The organism is Croceibacterium soli, assembly GCF_009828065.1.
Lineage (GTDB): Bacteria > Pseudomonadota > Alphaproteobacteria > Sphingomonadales > Sphingomonadaceae > Croceibacterium_B > Croceibacterium_B soli.
The window spans coordinates 241087-259991 of the sequence record NZ_WTYK01000002.1 but is presented as its reverse complement, the minus strand read 5'-3'; the positions used below and the strand labels follow the sequence as shown (position 1 = coordinate 259991).

18 protein-coding genes are annotated in these 18905 nt (G+C 67.2%); 13 read left to right on the top strand and 5 right to left on the bottom strand.

The window, feature by feature from the left end; translation table 11 throughout:
- Positions 1-100: 100 nt before the first annotated feature.
- The 3 genes from sdhC to sdhA are packed head-to-tail and all read left to right on the top strand — an operon-like array spanning position 101 to position 2762.
- Positions 101-481 (top strand): succinate dehydrogenase, cytochrome b556 subunit, encoded by a 381-nt coding sequence (sdhC, locus tag GRI75_RS04375; RefSeq protein ID WP_160745737.1) that lies wholly within the window; start codon positions 101-103, stop codon positions 479-481.
- An 8-nt stretch (positions 482-489) separates the two neighbouring features.
- Complete coding sequence (sdhD, locus tag GRI75_RS04370) at positions 490-909, top strand: succinate dehydrogenase, hydrophobic membrane anchor protein (RefSeq protein WP_160745736.1); 420 nt, start codon at positions 490-492, stop codon at positions 907-909.
- Entirely contained in the window at positions 909-2762 is a 1854-nt protein-coding gene (gene sdhA / locus GRI75_RS04365; protein WP_160745735.1) for a succinate dehydrogenase flavoprotein subunit, read from the top strand. Before sdhD ends, sdhA begins: the two co-directional genes overlap by 1 nt.
- A gap of 647 nt (positions 2763-3409) precedes the next feature.
- On the opposite strand, the gene GRI75_RS04360 is transcribed toward sdhA, so the two are convergent.
- The gene (locus GRI75_RS04360; RefSeq protein WP_160745734.1) at positions 3410-4576 is read right to left on the bottom strand and encodes an alpha-hydroxy acid oxidase; all 1167 of its coding nucleotides are present in this window, start codon (positions 4574-4576) and stop codon (positions 3410-3412) included.
- A 126-nt stretch (positions 4577-4702) separates the two neighbouring features.
- On the opposite strand from GRI75_RS04360, the gene GRI75_RS04355 reads away from it, so the two are divergent.
- A complete protein-coding gene (locus GRI75_RS04355) occupies positions 4703-5092 on the top strand; it encodes a BlaI/MecI/CopY family transcriptional regulator (protein WP_160745733.1) in 390 nt (129 codons plus the stop codon).
- Positions 5089-6606, top strand: coding sequence for a M56 family metallopeptidase (locus tag GRI75_RS04350; RefSeq protein WP_160745732.1), 1518 nt, complete (start codon positions 5089-5091; stop codon positions 6604-6606). The genes GRI75_RS04355 and GRI75_RS04350 overlap by 4 nt, the downstream gene beginning before the upstream one ends.
- Before the next feature lie 450 nt (positions 6607-7056).
- Here GRI75_RS04350 and ypfJ read toward each other — a convergent pair whose 3' ends face one another.
- Positions 7057-7920, bottom strand: a complete 864-nt coding sequence (ypfJ, locus tag GRI75_RS04345; protein ID WP_160745731.1) for a KPN_02809 family neutral zinc metallopeptidase — start codon at positions 7918-7920, stop codon at positions 7057-7059.
- Between the two features lie 97 nt (positions 7921-8017).
- On the opposite strand from ypfJ, the gene GRI75_RS04340 reads away from it, so the two are divergent.
- Complete coding sequence (locus GRI75_RS04340; protein WP_160745730.1) at positions 8018-8773, top strand: 3-hydroxybutyrate dehydrogenase; 756 nt, start codon at positions 8018-8020, stop codon at positions 8771-8773.
- Between the two features lie 100 nt (positions 8774-8873).
- Positions 8874-9227, top strand: coding sequence for a hypothetical protein (locus GRI75_RS14420; protein ID WP_202389590.1), 354 nt, complete (start codon positions 8874-8876; stop codon positions 9225-9227).
- A gap of 151 nt (positions 9228-9378) precedes the next feature.
- Here GRI75_RS14420 and GRI75_RS04335 read toward each other — a convergent pair whose 3' ends face one another.
- The gene (locus GRI75_RS04335) at positions 9379-9720 is read right to left on the bottom strand and encodes a DUF2200 domain-containing protein (RefSeq protein WP_235911301.1); all 342 of its coding nucleotides are present in this window, start codon (positions 9718-9720) and stop codon (positions 9379-9381) included.
- Positions 9721-9841: 121 nt separating this feature from the next.
- Between GRI75_RS04335 and guaB the strand changes: the two genes are divergently transcribed.
- Genes guaB through GRI75_RS04320 form a run of 3 tightly spaced genes read left to right on the top strand, consistent with a single transcriptional unit; the run spans position 9842 to position 13082 of the window.
- Positions 9842-11293, top strand: coding sequence for an IMP dehydrogenase (gene guaB, locus GRI75_RS04330; RefSeq protein ID WP_160745728.1), 1452 nt, complete (start codon positions 9842-9844; stop codon positions 11291-11293).
- Between the two features lie 39 nt (positions 11294-11332).
- On the top strand, positions 11333-12511 hold the full coding sequence (locus GRI75_RS04325; RefSeq protein WP_160745727.1) for an RsmB/NOP family class I SAM-dependent RNA methyltransferase: 1179 nt from the start codon (positions 11333-11335) through the stop codon (positions 12509-12511).
- Between the two features lie 43 nt (positions 12512-12554).
- On the top strand, positions 12555-13082 hold the full coding sequence (locus GRI75_RS04320; RefSeq protein WP_235911294.1) for a tetratricopeptide repeat protein: 528 nt from the start codon (positions 12555-12557) through the stop codon (positions 13080-13082).
- A gap of 157 nt (positions 13083-13239) precedes the next feature.
- Here GRI75_RS04320 and GRI75_RS04315 read toward each other — a convergent pair whose 3' ends face one another.
- Entirely contained in the window at positions 13240-13728 is a 489-nt protein-coding gene (locus GRI75_RS04315) for an RNA pyrophosphohydrolase (protein ID WP_407925127.1), read from the bottom strand.
- Positions 13729-13875: 147 nt separating this feature from the next.
- Between GRI75_RS04315 and GRI75_RS04310 the strand changes: the two genes are divergently transcribed.
- The 3 genes from GRI75_RS04310 (at position 13876) to GRI75_RS04300 (ending at position 18119) form a co-directional block, all read left to right on the top strand.
- Positions 13876-15873: a 2-oxoacid:acceptor oxidoreductase subunit alpha gene (locus tag GRI75_RS04310; protein WP_160745725.1), complete on the top strand. Its 1998-nt coding sequence runs from the start codon at positions 13876-13878 to the stop codon at positions 15871-15873.
- Positions 15870-16955, top strand: coding sequence for a 2-oxoacid:ferredoxin oxidoreductase subunit beta (locus GRI75_RS04305; RefSeq protein WP_160745724.1), 1086 nt, complete (start codon positions 15870-15872; stop codon positions 16953-16955). Before GRI75_RS04310 ends, GRI75_RS04305 begins: the two co-directional genes overlap by 4 nt.
- A gap of 249 nt (positions 16956-17204) precedes the next feature.
- Positions 17205-18119 (top strand): metal-dependent hydrolase, encoded by a 915-nt coding sequence (locus GRI75_RS04300; protein ID WP_160745723.1) that lies wholly within the window; start codon positions 17205-17207, stop codon positions 18117-18119.
- Here GRI75_RS04300 and GRI75_RS04295 read toward each other — a convergent pair.
- Entirely contained in the window at positions 18073-18837 is a 765-nt protein-coding gene (locus tag GRI75_RS04295) for a phosphatase PAP2 family protein (RefSeq protein ID WP_160745722.1), read from the bottom strand. The genes GRI75_RS04300 and GRI75_RS04295 overlap by 47 nt on opposite strands.
- Between the last annotated feature and the right edge of the window lie 68 nt (positions 18838-18905).

Genomic DNA, 18905 nt, shown 5'->3' with positions numbered 1-18905 from the left:
AACACATGAGTCCCCGGCCAGTCCGGCGCCCCGGGCGGGTGGCCTTGCCTCGGGCCGCACAATCGCTAAGGAAGCGCATCTTTCAATCCCGGAACACGCCATGGCCGACCGCCCGCTTTCTCCGCATCTCACCATCTGGAAATGGGGCCCGCACATGCTGGTCTCCATCCTCCACCGGGTCACCGGCGACGGGATGGCCTTCCTCGCGCTGCCGATGCTGCTGTGGTGGCTCGGCGCCCTCGCGAGCGGGCCGGAGGCTTATGCCGACTTCGCCGAAGCCGCGACTTCGCCGCTCGGCTATGTCGTGCTGGTCGGCATCTCGTGGGCGTTCTTCAACCACATGAGCTCCGGCATCCGCCACTTCGTGCTGGACATCGGCGCGGGCTACGAGATCGAGACCAACAAGCGCTGGTCGATCGCCACCACCGCCATCGGCGTCATCCTCACCGCGGCCTTCTGGGCCGCCATCGTGCTGCTGTAGGACATTTCATGGCAAGACGAACCTCACTCGAACGTCACGGCGGCAAAGGCACGGCGATCGCGCGCGTGCGCGGGCTTGGCGCCGCCGGCGAGGGCACCGGCGCATGGGTCGGCCAGCGTTACACCGCCATCGGCAACCTGATCCTGATCGGGTTCCTGGCGATGTCGCTGATCCTGCTGCCGGACCTCGGCTATGCCACGGTCCGCGAATGGATCGCGCAGCCGATCCCGGCCACCGTGCTGGCCCTGATCATGATCAACACCTTCTGGCATGCGCGGCACGGGCTGCAGATCCTGACCGAGGACTATGTCGACGCGCCGGGCAACAAGTTCGCGGTGACGGCGCTGCTCAACGTCGCCTTCGCCGGCGGCGCGGCGTTCGGGCTGTTCTGCATCCTGCGCCTGGCGCTGGGCGGAGGAGCCGAGTGATGGACAACCCTTCCCCCACGACCCCGCCGACGACCCCGGGCGGCAGCGGCGCGCCGGCTTACAAGATCGTCGACCACATCTATGACGTCGTCGTCGTCGGCGCCGGCGGCTCGGGCCTCCGCGCGACGATGGGCAGCGCCGAAGCGGGGCTGAAGACGGCCTGCATCACCAAGGTCTTCCCGACCCGCAGCCACACCGTGGCGGCGCAGGGCGGCATCGCGGCGAGCCTGGGCAACAATTCGCCCGACCACTGGACCTGGCACATGTACGACACCGTCAAGGGATCGGACTGGCTGGGCGACCAGGACGCGATCGAATACATGGTGCGCGAAGCGCCGCAGGCGGTCTACGAGCTGGAGCACGCGGGCGTGCCGTTCAGCCGCAACCAGGACGGGACGATCTACCAGCGCCCGTTCGGCGGGCACATGCAGAACATGGGCGAAGGCCCTCCCGTGCAGCGCACCGCCGCCGCGGCCGACCGTACCGGCCACGCGATGCTCCACGCGCTCTACCAGCAGAGCCTGAAGTACAATTCCGACTTCTTCATCGAATACTTCGCCATCGACCTGATCATGAGCGGCGGCCAGTGCGTCGGCGTGATCGCGATCTCGATGGACGACGGATCGATCCACCGCTTCCGCGCCCAGGCCGTTGTGCTGGCGACCGGCGGATATGGCCGCAGCTACTTCACCGCGACCAGCGCGCACACCTGCACCGGCGACGGCAATGCGATGGTGCTGCGCGCCGGCCTGCCGCTGCAGGACATGGAGTTCGTCCAGTTCCACCCGACGGGCATCTACGGCGCCGGCGTGCTAATCACCGAAGGCGCGCGGGGCGAGGGCGGGTACCTGACCAACTCCGAAGGCGAGCGCTTCATGGAGCGCTACGCGCCGAGCGCGAAGGACCTCGCCAGCCGCGACGTCGTGAGCCGTTCGATGGCGCTGGAGATCCGCGAAGGGCGCGGCGTGGGTCCGAACAAGGACCACATCTTCCTCCACCTCGACCACATCGATCCGAAGGTCCTGGCCGAACGCCTGCCGGGGATCACCGAAAGCGGCAAGATTTTCGCCGGCGTAGACCTGACGCGCCAGCCGCTGCCGGTCGTGCCGACGGTGCACTACAACATGGGCGGCATCCCCACGAACTATCACGGCGAAGTGATGACCATCGGCGCGGACGGCGATCCGGAAACGGTCGTGCCGGGCCTGTTCGCGGTGGGCGAGGCGGCTTGCGTCTCGGTCCACGGGGCGAACCGCCTGGGCTCCAATTCGCTGATCGATCTCGTGGTGTTCGGCCGCGCGACCGGTCACCGGCTGAAGGAGACGGTCAAGCCGGGCGCGGCGCAGCCGGAGCTGCCGAAGGACAGCGCCGACTTCTCGCTGACCCGGCTCGACCATTTCCGCTACGCCAAGGGCGGCAAGCCGACGGCGGCGATCCGCACCGAGATGCAGCGCACGATGTCGCAGCACGCGGCGGTGTTCCGCACCGACGAGCTGATGGCCGAAGGCAAGGCGAAGCTGACCGAAATCTACGCCTCGATGCAGGACGTCTCGGTCACCGACCGCTCGCTGATCTGGAACTCGGACCTGATCGAGACGCTCGAGCTCGACAACCTCATCGCCCAGGCGGCGGTGACCCTGCACAGCGCGCACAACCGCAAGGAAAGCCGCGGCGCCCACGCGCACGAGGATTTCCCCGAGCGGGACGACGCCAACTGGATGAAGCACACCGCGGCCTGGTTCGACGGCTGGGGCGGCAAGGGCGGTTCGGTCAGGATCGACTACCGCCCGGTCCACGAATACACGCTGACCGACGACGTGACGTACATCAAGCCGAAGAAGCGGGTTTACTGAGGCGCGACTGCTCGACTGAGCGGTCGCGCTACCCCGCCTGAACTTCGCGTGGGGCGAGATGGATCCTGAAACGAGTTCAGGATGACGGGGCTTCTCGCGTTGCCTCAGCCTAAATCGTCACCCTGAACTTGTTTCAGGGTCCATGTGGCAGGCGGGAGCGGACGCCCGCTGGTAGGCCGCGCGTCAGCCCACGCGCAGCTGAGCGAGCGTTTCGCCACCGCCCTTCGACAAGCTCAGGGCGAACGGAACTTGGCTAGTGACAACCCAATCCGCGCGCGGTGAGCCTGCCGAACCGTGGTTCTCCGCTGCACGTCCTTCGACAAGCTCAGGACGAACGGTTCGGGGTTCGAGGTAACCTACCTGATCCGTTCGTGGTGAGCCTGTCGAACCACGACTGCCGCGGCCTCGGGTCCTTCGACAAGCTCAGGGCGAACGGTTCGGGGTTCGAGGTAACCTACCTGATCCGTTCGTGGTGAGCCTGTCGAACCACGACCGGCGCGGCCTCGGGTCCTTCGACAAGCTCAGGACGAACGGGGTTCGGGGTTCGAGGTAACCTACCTGATCCGTTCGTGGTGAGCCTGTCGAACCACGATTGGCACGGCCTCGCAGGTCCCTCCCGACAGACCGCACGAACCCTGCCAAGGCGCTTAGCGCGCGCGCAGGTTTTCGCGGGTGAGCTGGCTGATGCTGGTCTTGCCCATGAGCTTCATGTCGCGGACGATTTCCGCTTCCATGATCGATAGGGCACGCTCGACCCCGGTCTGTCCGGCGGCGGCGAGGGCGTAAAGGTAGAGCCGTCCGCCGGAGACGGCCTTGGCGCCGAGGCTCAGTGCCTTCAGCACGTGGGTGCCGCGGCGGACGCCTCCGTCGAGGATGACTTCCACCCGGTCACCGACCGCATCGACGATCTCCGCGAGCTGGTCGAATGGCGCGCGGGCGCCGTCTAGCTGGCGGCCGCCGTGGTTCGAGATGAAGATGGCGTCGACGCCGATGTCCGCTGCCCGCCGGGCGTCGCCGACCGACATCACGCCCTTCAGAGCGAACTTGCCGCCCCAATCGTGGCGCAGCTTCTCCGCGGCGGCCCAGTCCATCGTCTGGTCGAGCATCTCGCTGAAGTAGGACTGGATCGACATCGCCACGTCGCTGCCGGCGGCGACATGCTTCTCCAGGTTCGGCAGCGAGAACTTCTCGCGCAGCAGGTAGTCGAGGGCCCACCGCGGCTTCATGGCGTAGCTCAGCGCGCTCGCCGGGGTGAAGCGCGGCGGGCTGGTGAAGCCGGTGCGAAGGCAGCGCTCGCGGTTGCCGCCGACGATCGTGTCGACCGTCAGGGTCACCGCATCGAACTTGGCATCGCGGGCCATCTCCAGCAGCGCGGCGTTCAGCCCGCGATCCTTGTGATAGTAGTACTGCAGCATTTTCGGACCGGAGAAGCGCGCGCCGATCTCGTCCATGCCGACGCTGGAGAGGCTGGAGACGCCGAACCACAGCCCGAACTTCTCGGCCGCCGCGGCGACGGCGCGTTCCCCTTGCCAGTGGAACAGCCGCTGCAGCGCGGTGGGGCTGAGCATCAGCGGCAGGCGGGTGGTCTTGCCGAGCACGGTGACCGACGTGTCGAGCGACTCGACGTTCACGAGCACGTCCGGAACGAGATCGACATCGTCGAAGGCCGCCGAATTGCGCGCCTTGGTGGATTCGTCGTCCCCGCCGCCGTCGATGTAATGGAACACGGGGAAAGGCAGGCGCCGGCGCGCCAGCTCACGGAAGTCCGTGATATTGTGGCAATCTGCCAGCGTCCTCACCCGCCCTATCGTCATGGCGCGGGGTGATAGCGGGCCGCGGCGCGCGTTGCCAAGCCGGGCGGGAGGAAAGCTGTTCATCGGCAATTCAGTTTACAGATGTAATCGTAACGCCTACAAGCGTAGTCACGAGGGAGGAACGTCATGGCCGAACAGGGTGACGAACCGGGCGAACGCATCAGCGAAGCCGAACATGCAGTGATGGAAGTCCTCTGGCGCAAGAGCCCGCTGACCGCGGCCGAAGTCTGCGAGCGGGTCTGCGAGGAGCGCGACTGGAGCCTGCCCACGGTGAAGACGCTGCTTTCTCGCTTGGTCTCTAAGCAGGCGGTCTCGACCGAGCCGGACGGGCGGCGCTTCCTCTACTCCCCCGCGATGCAGCGGACCGATTACGTCGGCAGCGAGTCGCGCAGGCTGGTGGACCGGCTGTTCGGCGGCCGCGCCGCCCCGCTGCTCGCCCACTTGGTCGAAGCCGAGGCGCTGAGCGACGAGGATATCAGCGAGATCGAGCGCCTGTTGAAGGAGATCCGGCAATGACGTCCTGGCTCATGGATACGCTGCTCTACACGGGCGTGCTGATCGCGCTGGTGCTGATCCTGCGGCGGCCGGTGGCCCGCCACTTCGGGCCGAGGATCGCCTATGCGCTGTGGGCACTACCCGCGCTGCGTCTGGTGCTGCCGCCGGTCGTGCTTCCTGCCAGCATGGCGCCGGTCGAGCAGGAAGCGAGCGGCGAAGCGGCGCTGGCGCTGGCGGCTTACGCGCCGGCTGAGCAGGCCGTGGCCCACGAACCCGCTTTCGGCGCCGCCGATCTCCTGTTGGCGCTCTGGCTCGGTGGTGCGGCGCTGTTCATGGCGTGGCGCATCGCCACTTACCTGCGAATGCGGCGCGAACTGCTCGCCGGGGCGCGCCCGGTCGGCGAGGCCGGGCGGATCCGCCTGGTCGAGACGCCCGCCGTGGCTTCGCCCGTGGCTTTCGGGGTCACGGACAAGGTCGTCGCCCTGCCGCCGCGCTTCATGGCGATGGAGGACCGCGGCGCGCGCGACCTCGCCATCGCCCACGAGCTGGAGCACCACCGCGGGTACGACCTTATCGCCAACTTCGCCGCACAACCGCTACTCGCGCTGCACTGGTTCAACCCGCTTGCATGGTTCGGCTGGCGGGCGATGCGGCGCGACCAGGAAGCGGCTTGCGATGCCCGGGTGCTGGAGGGGTGCGGGCAGGACGTGCGCGCGGCCTACGCCGGCGTGATCGCCGGCTTTGCCGCCGGACCTCGCCTCGCCCTTGCGGCGCCGATGGCCTGCCCGGTTCTGGGCGAGAAGTCGATCATTCACCGGCTGCGGAGCCTGTCCATATCCGACATTTCGCCCCGGCGCCGGCTGCTCGGCCGCCTGTTGCTGGCGGGCGGAGCGATCACCGTGCCGATGACCGCGTCGATCAGTTATGCCGCCGCCGAAGTCCAGCCGCTCGAACAAGTACCGCTGCCGCCTTCGGCCGCCGCTCCGCCTGCGCCGCTGGCTGCGCCCGAGGCGCCGGAAGCTCCGGCAGCTCCCGAGGCGCCGGAGGCGCCCGCACTGTCGGCTGCCGAGGACAAACTCCGCATCAGGCGGATCGTACGCGAAAGCGCCGAAGGGGATCATCCGCGCACTGTTCGCCACGTCGAACTGCGGCGCGAGCCCCTGAGCGAGGAACAGCGCCAGCGCCTCGAGGCAATGAACGAGGAGATGGAAGACCTGCGCAAGGAGTTGGCCGGCAAGCAGGTCGAGATGCGGGCCCATGCCCTGGCGATGGCCGAAGTCCGCCACAACGTGCCGGAAGTCGTGGAGCGCTGCGATTCCGATGAGCCGGTGAGCCATGTGACCCTTTCGGACGGCCGCCAGCGGATCGTCATCTGTGCCCGTGCGATCGAGCGCCAGGCTCGCGACGGAGCGCGTAGCGGTCTGCGCCAGGCACGCAGCGCCGTCGCCCGGAGTACGGGAATGAGCGCATCGGCCAAGGCGGAGGTTCTCCGCGACCTGGACGAAGAGATCGCCGACCTCGAAGCGGAGCGGTGACGGCGCCCCCGCTGTTGTTCGTCGTGAGCCTCTTGACGGGGGGAGGCGTAGCGCTCCCGTGGTTCGACAGGCTCACCTGGCGGCAAAGGTCAGCCTGCCATGTACCGTCCGTCCTGAGCTTGTCGAAGGACGGTGGCGCGAGGTCGTGGTTCGACAGGGTTCGGCACGAACGGGTGAGTGCATCTTCAATGATCTGGTGCGCTGGTTCGCCGCACCCACCAACTCGTCATGCTGAACCCCACTTCGTCATGCTGAACTTGTTTCAGCATCCATTTATCAGCCGGGACCGGAACTCGCAGGGCGCGAGCGGGCTTGGCCTGCCAATGAGCAGCTTCCGCCCCAGCGGCGAAATGGACCCTGAAACGAGTTCAGGGTGACGGCGGTGGTGTGAGGGACGAGGTTGGCGCGAGGTTCGTGGTGCGACAAGCTCACCACGAACCGCTGGGGTGCTCAGCCGATCTGCATGATCCGGTCGCACTGGGCCTCGTCGCCGGTTTCCAGGCCGAGGCGCAGGGCCTGCATGCGCTGCTCGCTGGTGCCGTGGGTGAAGCTCTCGGGATTGGCGGCCTGGCCGGAGCGGCGGGCGAGGGTGTCGTCGCCGATCGCGCTAGCGGCGGTCATGCCTTCCTCGAAGTCACCGGGTTCGATCAGGTTGCGGTTCCGGCCCGCCCAGACACCGGCATAGCAGTCCGCCTGCAGCTCCATCAGCACTTGTAGCTGGTTGGCCTGGCGCGGGTTCTGCTGCTGCGCGCTGCGGATCTGGTCGGCGACGCCAGTAATGGTCTGGACGTGATGGCCGTATTCGTGGGCCATGACGTAGTAGCGGGCGAAATCGCCGCCTGCGCCCAGTTCCCGCTGCATCTGGTCGTAGAAGCTGGTGTCGATGTAGATGCCCTGGTCCGCCGGGCAATAGAACGGCCCCATCGCGCTCGACGCCGCGCCGCAACCGGAGCGGGTGCCGCCCTGGTAGAACACCAGCGTGGGCTGCTGGAACGGGATGCCCCCCTGGTTGAACAGCGGCTGCCATGTCTCGTTGAGGTTGCCGAGCGCGTTGCAGGACTCGGTGGCGTAGGGATTGTCGTCACAGATCTCGGCGGCATTTTCATTTTGCGCGCCGGTCTGTTCCATCGTGCCCTGCTGCGCGCCTTCCATCGTCCCGAGCATCTGGCCGGGATCGATGCCGAACACGAGAGCGCCGATCAGGGCGATCACGATCGTGCCGCAGCCGAGTTGCCCGCCGCCCCCTCCGGGAAAACCGCCTCCTCCCCCGCGCCGAACACTGATGCTGCCGGGGTTGAAGGGGTTCAGCCGCATCTAAGGTCCCTCGCTATTGTGCACATGCGAAAAAGGCTGGACCGGAGCGGCCAACCACGCTGGAAACAGTGATAGAGGCAATCGCGGGGAGTCGAGAATGTTCCTTCAGGGCAAGCGGGCGCTGGTCACCGGCTCCACATCCGGAATCGGCCTGGCGATCGCCAAGGCGCTGGCCGCCGAAGGGGCCGAGGTCGTGCTCAACGGGTTCGGCGAGGAGCGGGAGATCGCCGCGCTTTGCAACGAACTCGGAGCGCGCCACGTAGCGGCTGACCTGACCGCCCCGGACGGGATCGAGGCGCTGATGGACGCGGCGGGGCCGGTCGATGTCCTGGTCAACAACGCCGGGATGCAGCACGTCGCGCCGGTCGAGGACTTTCCGCCGGATAAGTGGGACGCGATCATCGCGCTCAATCTCTCGGCCGCATTCCATACGGCGCGGCTGGCGGTGCCGCACATGAAGGCGCGGGGCTGGGGGCGGATCATCTCCACCGCCAGTGCCCATTCGCTGGCCGCCAGCCCGTTCAAGAGCGCCTATGTCGCCGCCAAGCATGGCCTCGCCGGGCTGACCAAAGTCCTGGCGCTGGAACTGGCGGAGCACGGCGTCACCGCCAACTGCATCAGCCCCGGCTACGTCTGGACGCCGCTGGTCGAGAACCAGATCCCGGACACGATGAAGAGCCGCGGCATGACCCGCGAGCAGGTGATGAACGACGTGCTGCTGGCGGGGCAGCCGACGAAACAGTTCGTCCAGCCGGAGGAAGTCGCCGCGCTCGCCGTGTTCCTCTGCCGCGAGGAGGCCAGGAGCATCACCGGTGCGAATTACGCGATGGATGGCGGCTGGACGGCGAAATAGGCGATCGACATCTCGGGCTTCGGCTGGAACTGTGTTGGTTGGATCATACACACGCAGATGGAGGACCGAAATGGCGGACTGTCCCAAATGCCGCGGGCGCATGTCACAGGGCTTCTTGTTCCTTCCGGACACCGGCGGGCGGGTGAAGTGGATGGACGGTGAGCCGGGCTTCTGGAAGTCCATCATCGGCTTCGGAGCGAAGTCGGTCGAATTGACCGCGCGGCGATGCACCCAGTGCGGGTTCGTCGAGTTCTTCGCCGACACCCAGGCGAAGCCGGTCAAGACCCTCAAGTCGATCGATGAAGAGAATGAGCGCCTGCGCAGCCTCGTAACCAGACTGCAGGAGCGCGTGGCCACTCTGGAGACGATCGCAACCGATCCAGCAGAGCGCACGGCCCGGGAGATCGAAAGCCTGCGCGCGTTGCCGCCGGAAGAGGACGGCACTGACCGGTAGCTGCGGGTGGCGGCTTCGGCTGGACGCCGCTGGTTGGGAACCAAACCCCCGCGACAATGAAGAGCCGCGACATGACCCGCGAGCAGGCGGTGAACGGCGGGCTGCTGGCGAGCCAGCCGACGAAGCGGTTTGTCCAAGTGAGCGCGGGTGCTCAGGCGCGCTTGATTTTCTCGAGGGCCTTCCCTTTGGCCAGTTCGTCGATCAGCTTATCGAGATAGCGCACTTTCTGCTCGAACGGGTCTTCGATGTCTTCGACCCGGTAGCCGCAGATCACGCCCTTGATCTGAGCGCGGTTGGGATGGAGGCAGGGCGCCTCCTCGAAGAAGGTTTCGAAGTCGGTCTCGCGTTCGATCTGGTCTCGCAGGCCCCCGTCGTGGTACCCCGTGAGCCAGCAGATGACGTCGTCGACCTCTTCCTGGGTGCGCTGCTTCCGTTCCGCCTTCTGGACGTATAGCGGGTACACCTTCGAGAACTTGATCGTGCGCAGGTTCATTCTGCCCATGGTCCGATACCCTCCCTCGGTCCGGCAATCGCGGGACCCCCACTAGCGGTTGCCACAAACCGCGTTTACATGGGCCGCCACGAATCGCTCCGCACAAGGTATAGTGGCACCCATGGAAATCGAAACCGGCCTCACATTCGACGACGTCCTCCTGAGGCCGGCCGAAAGCGACATCTTGCCTTCGCAGGCCAGCACCAAGACCTGGCTGACGCGCGGCATCTCGCTGAACATTCCCGTGATCTCTGCGGCGATGGATACCGTGACCGAAGCCGACATGGCGATCGTCATGGCGCAGCTCGGCGGGATCGGCGTGCTCCACCGCAACCTGACGATCGAAGAGCAGTGCGACGCGGTGCGCCGGGTCAAGCGGTTCGAAAGCGGGATGGTGATCAATCCGATCACGATCAATCCGGACTCGACGCTCGGCCAGGCGCAGGAGTTGATGATCCGCCACAACATCAGCGGCATCCCGGTGGTCGACCCCTCGGGCAAGCTGTGCGGCATCCTGACCAACCGCGACGTGCGCTTCGCGGACAACCCGCTGCAGCCGGTGCGCGAGCTGATGACGCAGGACAATCTCGCCACGGTCAGCGAAGGCGTGAGCCAGGAAGAGGCGCGCCGGATCCTGCACCAGCGCCGCATCGAGAAGCTGCTCGTGGTTGACGACGCCTACCACTGCGTCGGCCTGATCACGGTGAAGGACATCGAGAAAGCCGTCCTCAACCCCGACGCCACCAAGGACGCCCAGGGCCGCCTGCGGGTCGCCGCGGCAACCACCGTCGGCGACAAGGGGTTCGAGCGGACCGAGGCGCTGGTCGATGCCGGATGTGACGTGATCATCATCGACACCGCGCATGGCCATAACCGGGAAGTCGCGCGCTCGGTCGAGCGGGTTAAGCGGCTGTCGAACGCGGTTCAGGTCGTGGCCGGCAACGTCGCCACGGCGGAAGCCACCAAGGCGCTGATCGACGCGGGCGCGGACGGGGTGAAAGTCGGCATCGGCCCGGGTTCGATCTGCACGACGCGGATCGTCGCCGGTGTCGGCGTGCCGCAGCTTACCGCGATCATGGATGCGGCAAGCGCCGCGGGCGACGTGCCGATCATCGGCGACGGCGGACTCAGGACTTCGGGCGATGCGGCCAAGGCGCTGGCCGCCGGTGCTTCGACCGTGATGATCGGCAGCCTGCTCGCGGGCACCGAGGAAGCGCCGGGCGAGACGTTCCTGTACCAGGGCCGGGCGTACAAATCCTATCGCGGGATGGGCAGCGTCGGCGCCATGGCGCGGGGCAGCGCGGATCGCTATTTCCAGCAGGACATCAAGGACCAGATGAAGCTGGTGCCCGAGGGGATCGAAGGCCAAGTGCCCTACAAAGGCGCGGCGCGCGACGTGGTTCACCAGCTCGTCGGCGGCATCAAGGCGGCGATGGGCTATACCGGCTCGGCCTCGATCGAGGAGTTGCGCAAGCGCGGCAAGTTCGTCCGCATCACCAATGCGGGGCTGAACGAGAGCCACGTGCACGACGTGTCGATCACCCGTGAGGCGCCGAACTATCCTTCGCGTTGATCCGCCAGTGAACCGAGCGGATTCTGGAGCGACCTGGCGATGACTCCCGCCGCACGCGTCCAATCCGCCATCGAGCTGCTCGACCAGGTTATCGTGGCCGCGCTCAACAAGGGGGCGCCGGCGGATCGCATCCTGGCGGAGTGGTTTCGCGGCCATCGCTTCGCCGGTTCGAAAGATCGGCGGGCGATCCGCGAGCTGGTCTATCGTGCGATCCGCGCTTGTGGGCCGATCCCGCAGACAGGGCGGGCGGCGATGTTGCGGCTGGCAGAGGACGACCCATCGCTGCTGCTGACGTTCGACGGATCGCCCTACGGGCCGCCCGTGATCGAAGAGGGCGAACTCGTCGCCGAGGGCGGTGTGGCGCCGGCCTGGCTGGTCACGGTGCTTGAGGCGTCCGGGGTCGATAGCGAAGCGGCCGAGGCCCTGCTCGGCCGGGCGCCGCTCGACCTGCGCGTCAACGCGCTGAAGGCCGACCGTGACAATCTCGAGCTTCCGCTGCCGGGCGAACGTCTGCCGGCTCCGCAAGGACTCCGCTTCGCGCCCGGTACGCCGGTGGAGCAATGGCCGGCGTTTCTCGAAGGGCTAGTCGAAGTGCAGGACTGCGGAAGTCAGCTGGCCTGCGAGGCCGTTGCCGCGTGCGCCGGGGAGACGGTGATCGACCTTTGCGCCGGGGCCGGGGGCAAAACGCTCGCGCTCGCCGCGGCGATGGAGAATCGAGGCACTCTGATCGCCGCCGATACGGACCGGGGCCGCCTCTCGCGTCTGGCGCCGCGCGCCATGAGGGCCGGGGCAGTGGTTGCCGAAACCGTGTTGCTCGACCCCGGCCGGGAACTGGCGGCACTGGCGCAGTGGCAGGGCAAGGCCGATGCCGTTCTGGTCGACGCGCCGTGTTCCGGCAGCGGGACCTGGCGCCGCAATCCGGAGGCGCGCTGGCGGCTCGCCGCAGAAGACCTCGAGCGGCTTGGCCGCACCCAGGCACGGCTGCTCGAGATCGCCGGCGACTTGGTCGCGCCGGGCGGCAGGCTGGTCTATGTGACCTGCTCGCTGCTCGATGCCGAAGGGGCGGGGCAGGTGGATGCGTTCCTCGCGGCGCATCCCGGCTGGCGTGCCGAGACGCCGGAGCTGCCGCTCGGCCGCCCGCGCGGGCACGGAACCCGCCTCTCTCCGTTGCATGACGAGACCGACGGGTTTTTCATCGCGCGTCTATGTAAGCCGTGATAGCGATGGGCGCGTGATGATGGCAGGCACAGGACCAGCCCGGATGCCCGCGCTCAAGGAGTACGTGATGCGTTATGCCCCCGCAGCAATTGCCCTTTCGCTTCTGGTGGCGGTCACCGCCAGCGTAAGCCAGGGTGCGGAGCGAGAGCCGGACCCGCGCTCAGCGGCCCTGGCCGCGCAGGGCAAGAGCCAGCTCGCCGCCGGTCAGATCAACGAGGCGATCGACAGCTTCGAAGCCGCCCTGGCGATCGATCCCGGCCACACGGCAATCTACGTGGAACTGGCCGAGGCCGCTCGCCGCCAAGGGCTGCAGGGCAAGGCGATCCACTACTATCGCGGTGCTTTGGAGCGTGACCCTGGGAACCTCGCGGCGATTTCCGGCGAGGGCGAGGCCTTGGTGGAGAAGGGCGCCATCGAGAAAGCCCGGCGCAAGCTTTCGCAGCTTCAATCGCTGTGCGGTGCCTCGTGCAGCGAAACGCAGCAGCTGGCTGCGGCGCTTGAGCGCGGGCCGAAGCCGGCGACGCTGACCGCCGAGGCGATCATGCCCGATACGGTGGTGACGCAGAACTGAGTGGATTCCCGCTTTGGCGGGAATGATGATGGGGGTTGGTCGATCCTCCCCTGGAAGGGGAGGTGGCAGCCCGCAGGGCTGACGGAGGGGTGTCCCGGCTAACGGTTACACCCCTCCACCGCCTTCGGCGGTCCCCCTCCCCTTGCAGGGGAGGATTTTATGATCCGAGTTGGCTCTCGAACTCCGCGACCACCGCGGCGTAGACCTCCCGCTTGAAGGGGACGATCAGCTCCGGCAGCAGGGCGGGCTCGACCCATTTGAACTCGCAGAACTCCGGCGGGTCGTGGGCTTCGAGGTCGATGGCGGCGTCGGTGCCGGTGAAGCGGGCGAGGTACCAGGCCTGGCGCTGGCCGATGTAGCGGCCGCCCCAGAGCTTGCCTTTCAGGTTGTCCGGCAGGTCGTAGAACAGCTCCTCCGGCAGGCGGGCGATCACCTGGACGTGCTCTGCGCTCGCTCCGGTCTCTTCCCACAGCTCGCGCAGCACCGCGTCGCCAGGGTCCTCGCCCGGGTCGACGCCGCCTTGCGGCATTTGCCAGAAATCGCCTTCCTTGTTGTCGATCCGCTTGCCGACGAAGGCTTTGCCCTCGCCATTCACCAGCATCACGCCAACGCAAAGGCGGTATTGTGTCGGGTCCCTGTCGCTCATGCGCATCGGAATAGGGGCCGGCCGCGACGGGTTCCATCGGCATTTTTCGTTCGCGACAGAAAAACTTGATTGCGGGGGCGGGGAGGGGGACCTACCTCGCACTGCCATATTGGATGACAGCGCCCAAAGGGCGAACAGGACCCGCACATGGCTACCCAGACGGTCGAACGCACGGCCGACACCCAGACTCCCGAAGCAGTGGTCGTCCGCTTTGCCGGCGACAGCGGCGACGGCATGCAACTGACCGGGGGCCAGTTCACGCTCTCGACCGCGCTCGCCGGCAACGACCTTGCCACGTTCCCTGACTTTCCGGCGGAGATCCGCGCGCCGCAGGGCACGCTGTTCGGCGTCTCGGCGTTCCAGATCAACTTCGGCAGCCGCCAGATCAACACCGCGGGCGACGCGCCCGACGTGCTGGTGGCGATGAACCCGGCCGCTCTGAAGGTGAACCTCGCGGCGCTCAAGCCCGGCGGCCTCATCATCGCCGACACCGGCGAGTTCTCGAAGCGCAATCTCGAGAAGGCGAAGTACCAGACCAACCCGATTGAGGACGGCAGCCTCGCCAAGTGGGACGTGCTCGCGTTCGACATCAGCGCGCTCACCCTGGAAGCCGTGAAGCCCTTCGGCCTCGGCAACAAGGAAGCGCTCCGCAGCAAGAACATGTGGACGCTCGGCCTGGCGCTGTGGATGTTCGACCGTGACCGCCAGCCGCTGATCGACTGGCTCAACGCTAAGTTCAAGAACAAGCCGGAAATCGCGCAAGCCAACATCGCCGCGCTCAATGCGGGCCATGCCTATGGCGAGACGGCGGAGATCTCGGGCCCGCTGAAGAAGACCCATATCCCGGCCGCCGAGCAGGAACCGGGCACCTACCGCACGATCACCGGGGCGGAGAGCGTCTCGCTCGGCCTCGTCGCCGGCGCGCAACTCGCGGAGCTGCCGATGTTCTTCGGCGGCTACCCGATCACACCGGCCAGCGCGATCCTGCACCACCTGGCGCGGCTGAAGGAATTCGGCGTCACGACTTTCCAGGCGGAAGACGAGATCGCCGCGATCTGCGCCGCGATCGGCGCGTCCTATGCCGGCCAGCTCGGCGTCACCAGCTCCTCCGGCCCGGGCATCGCGCTGAAGGGCGAGGCGATGGGCCTGGCGATCATGGTCGAGCTGCCGCTGGTGATCGTCAACAGCCAGCGCGGTGGGCCTTCGACGGGCCTGCCGACCAAGACCGAGCAGAGCGATCTCTACCAAGCTGTCTACGGCCGCAACGGCGACGCGCCGATGCCGGTGATCGCCGCCCGTTCGCCGGGCGACGCGTTCGAAGTGGCGATCGAGGCCTGCCGCATCGCGGTGCAGTACATGACCCCGGTCATGCTGTTGACCGACGGCTATATCGCCAATGCCGCCGAGCCGTGGAAAGTGCCCGATCCCAGCGCCTTCGCGCCGTTCCCCGCGAAGTTCCTGCAGGAGAAGAATGCCAAAGATGCAAAGGGGGGCGACACGCTGCTGCCCTACAAGCGCGACGACAAGGGCGCGCGTCCGTGGATCAAGCCCGGCACGCCCGGCCTGATGCACCGCGTCGGCGGGATCGAGAAGCACGTCGAGACCGGCAACATCGACTATTCGCCCGACAACCACCAGGTGATGACCGACGCCCGCAAGGCCAAGATCGACGAGATCATGGTGCCGGACCAGGAAGTCTCCCTGGGTGACGAGACCGGTGAGCTGGCGGTCGTGGGCTGGGGCAGCACTTACGGCCCGATCCGCCAGGCGGTCCGCCGTTGGCGCGAAAAGGGCAAGAAAGTCAGCCACATCCACGTGCGCCACATCTGGCCGCTGCCGAAGAACCTGGGCGAGCTGCTGAGCGGCTTCGACCGCGTGCTCGTGCCGGAGATGAACACCGGCCAGTTCAAGACCGTGCTGCGCGACCAGCTCTTCATCGACGTGGAAAGCCTGACCAAGACCAGCGGCCAGCCGTTCCAGATCGCGGAACTGGAAGCGGCCATCGGCAAGTACTTCGACGATGTCGCCGGCAACGAAGGCGGCGAGGTTGCCGCCAACCTGGCGCAGTTGCCGGTGGCGGAGTCTGGCCACGACGACGGATCGCTCAAGAACAAGCGCTCGCCGCAAAGCGGGGAAGACCAATGAACGACATGACCCCCATCCAGACCACGCTGAAGGACTGGGAAACCGACCAGGAAGTTCGCTGGTGCCCCGGCTGCGGCGACTACGCGATCCTCAAGGCCGTGCAGCGTACGCTGCCGCAACTCGGCGCGAACCCGGCGAAGACCGTGTTCGTCTCCGGCATCGGCTGCTCCAGCCGCTTCCCGTATTATGTGGAGAGCTACGGCTTCCACACGATCCACGGGCGCGCCCCGGCGTTTGCCACCGGCATCAAGCTGGCCAATCCGGAGCTCGACGTGTGGATGGTCACCGGCGACGGTGACGGGCTGTCGATCGGCGGCAACCACCTGATGCACGTGCTGCGTCGGAACGTGAACCTGCAGATCCTGCTGTTCAACAACGAGATCTACGGCCTCACCAAAGGCCAGTACTCGCCGACCAGCCGGATCGGCACGCGCACACCTTCGACCCCGCTCGGCTCGGTCGATCGGCCGACGAACCCGTGCGCGTTCGCGCTCGGCGCCGGTGCCCGCTTCGTGGCCCGCGGCTTCGACGTGTCGAAGAACCTGCCGGACGTGCTCAAGGCGGCCCACGCTCACCAGGGCGCGGCGTTCATCGAGATCTTCCAGAACTGCATCGTCTACAACAAGGACGTGTTCAACGACTTCGCCGCGCCCAAGGGCGCCGAGGACCAGCAGCTCTGGCTGGCGGACGGCGAGCCGATGCTGTTCGCCAAGGGCACCAAGGGCATCTCGCTCGACCGGGATGCGCTCGAGCTGAAGGTCGTCGACGTGGTGGACGGCGACTGGCAGGCGGCCGGCGTGCTGGTGCACAACGTCAAGAACCGGTCGATCGCCCACATGCTGATCGAACTGCCGTTCGGCCCGTTCCCGATGGCCCTCGGCGTCCTCTACGACGATCCGCGCCCGACTTTCGAAAGCGCGGTGATCGAGGAGCGCACCAAGGCGAGCGCCGGCAAGGAAGCGAACCTTGCCAAGCTGCTCGCCAAAGGCCAAACCTGGACGGTGCCCGGCACCGCCCAGGACCCCATCGGCACGCGCGTTCCCGGCCAGGGCGGCAACCCGGAGACGCAGGGCCGAGCCTGATCTTTTTTATTCTCACGCAAAGGCGCGAAGGCGCTAAGAAGATTGCATCCCCCTCCGTTCTCCTGAGCTTGTCGAAGGACGGGAGCGCGGTGCTAGCCGTGGTTCGACAAGCTCACCACGAACGGGTGAGGCCTTGGTGTCTTCGTGTGAGAAACTCCTTATCTCGGTGCGACGAAAAGCTCTGTCCTACAGCCGTGAACTTGTGCCATCTGCGCGGCATCGTGACATGGGGCGGTGTGAACTGAGCGGATGGACAATCTAACGCATAGCCTTGTCGGGGCGCTGCTCGGGCAGGCGGGGCTGAAGCGGAAGACGGGGCTGGCGATGCCGGCGCTGATCATCGGCGCGAACCTTCCGGACGTCGATGCGGCCTGCACGGTCTATGGGATCGAGAGCCTCGCGATGCGGCGGGGGCTGACGCACGGGCCGATCGCCTGGGTGCTGCTGCCGCTGGTGCTCGCCGGCATTCTCTGGCTCTACGACCGCTGGCAGGCGAAGCGCGGCAATCGGCCGGAGGGGCGGCTGCCGGTGCATTTCGGCTGGCTTTATGCGCTCTCCTTCATCGCCTGCCTGACTCATCCGGCGCTCGACTGGATGAACAACTACGGCATCCGCTTCCTCGAACCGTTCTCCAGCGAGTGGTTCTATGGCGACGTGCTGTTCATCATCGACCTCTGGCTGTGGATCGGCCTGGGCCTCGCCACATGGCTTTCGCTGCGGCGGGAGAAGCGGGCGACAGTTGGCTGGCAGCGGCCCGCTCGCGTGGCTCTGGCGGCGGCTGTGCTCTACATGGGAGTGAACGGCGCCATCACCTGGGCGGCAGAACAGCGCGCGCTGACGAGCGAGCCTTATCCCGAGGTGGCGATTGCTAGCGAAGTGCCGCTGGAGTTCTGGCGGCGCGAGATGATCACCGGGGACGGCGACGGCATCTGGCGGGTCGGTGGCGAGCGAGTGGGCGATGTCCCGCTGGAACGCTGCGACCTTGCGGCGGTTCGCAGCCGCGACCCACGCGCCGATGCGTTCCTCTTCTGGTCGCGGGCGCCGTTCGTTCGGCGCCAGCCCGACGGGTCGTGGCTGCTGGGCGATGCGCGCTTCGCCTCGCGCGGGGGCGACCGGTTCAGCGTGGTCCTGCCGGCATCGGACTGTCGCTCTCCTTCGGGCTGACTTTGTCGAGCTGCGGTTCCGCTGCGTCCGCGGTCCGGTCGGCCGGGCGCCGCAGCAGCGCCGCGGCCATGAATGCCCACCCGGCGCCGCCGAGCCAGCCCGCGGCGACGTCGCTCGGGAAGTGAACGCCGAGCCAGACGCGGCTCCAGGCGATAGCCATGCTCAGGATCACTGCCGCGCCGATGACGGTGAAGCGCACCGACTGGCGGCTGCTCATGGTCGCGAAGGCGAGCGCGATGGCGATGTAGACCACCGCCGCATTGAAGCTGTGCCCGCTCGGGAAGCTGGCGCCGCCCGCGTCGGTGAGGTGCGGCACGATCTCGGGGCGCTCTCGCCCGACGAGGAGCTTGATCCCGTACCCGACCAGCCAGGCGCCGGCGACCGTCAGGACCATCAGAACCGCCTCCCGCCGGAGGCGCAGGAACAGGAGCGCGGCAACGGCGCCGAGGGCGACGAGGTTGCGCAGCAGGACGCCGCCGAGCGCGGTCACGTCCCGCACCGCCTCAAGCAGCCACTCGGGTCCCCTCGGCTCCAGCCCGTCGCCGTAGCGCCAGAACATCAGCCCGGTCTGGTCGAAGCCGCGCCCGTTGTCGGTGACGACGAGGACCACCAGTATCGCGAACCCAGCCCAGCACAAGGCCGAGACGGCGAGCGCCTTGCGAGGATCGATACGCCAGCCGCGGCTTGGCAGGTTCACGGTTTGCTGGGGAAGAGTCATCTCGGGAAGAAACCTCCTGCCGGGCGGGCTGTTCCTCCGCCCAGCCTATGCACTGTGCCGCACTTGCC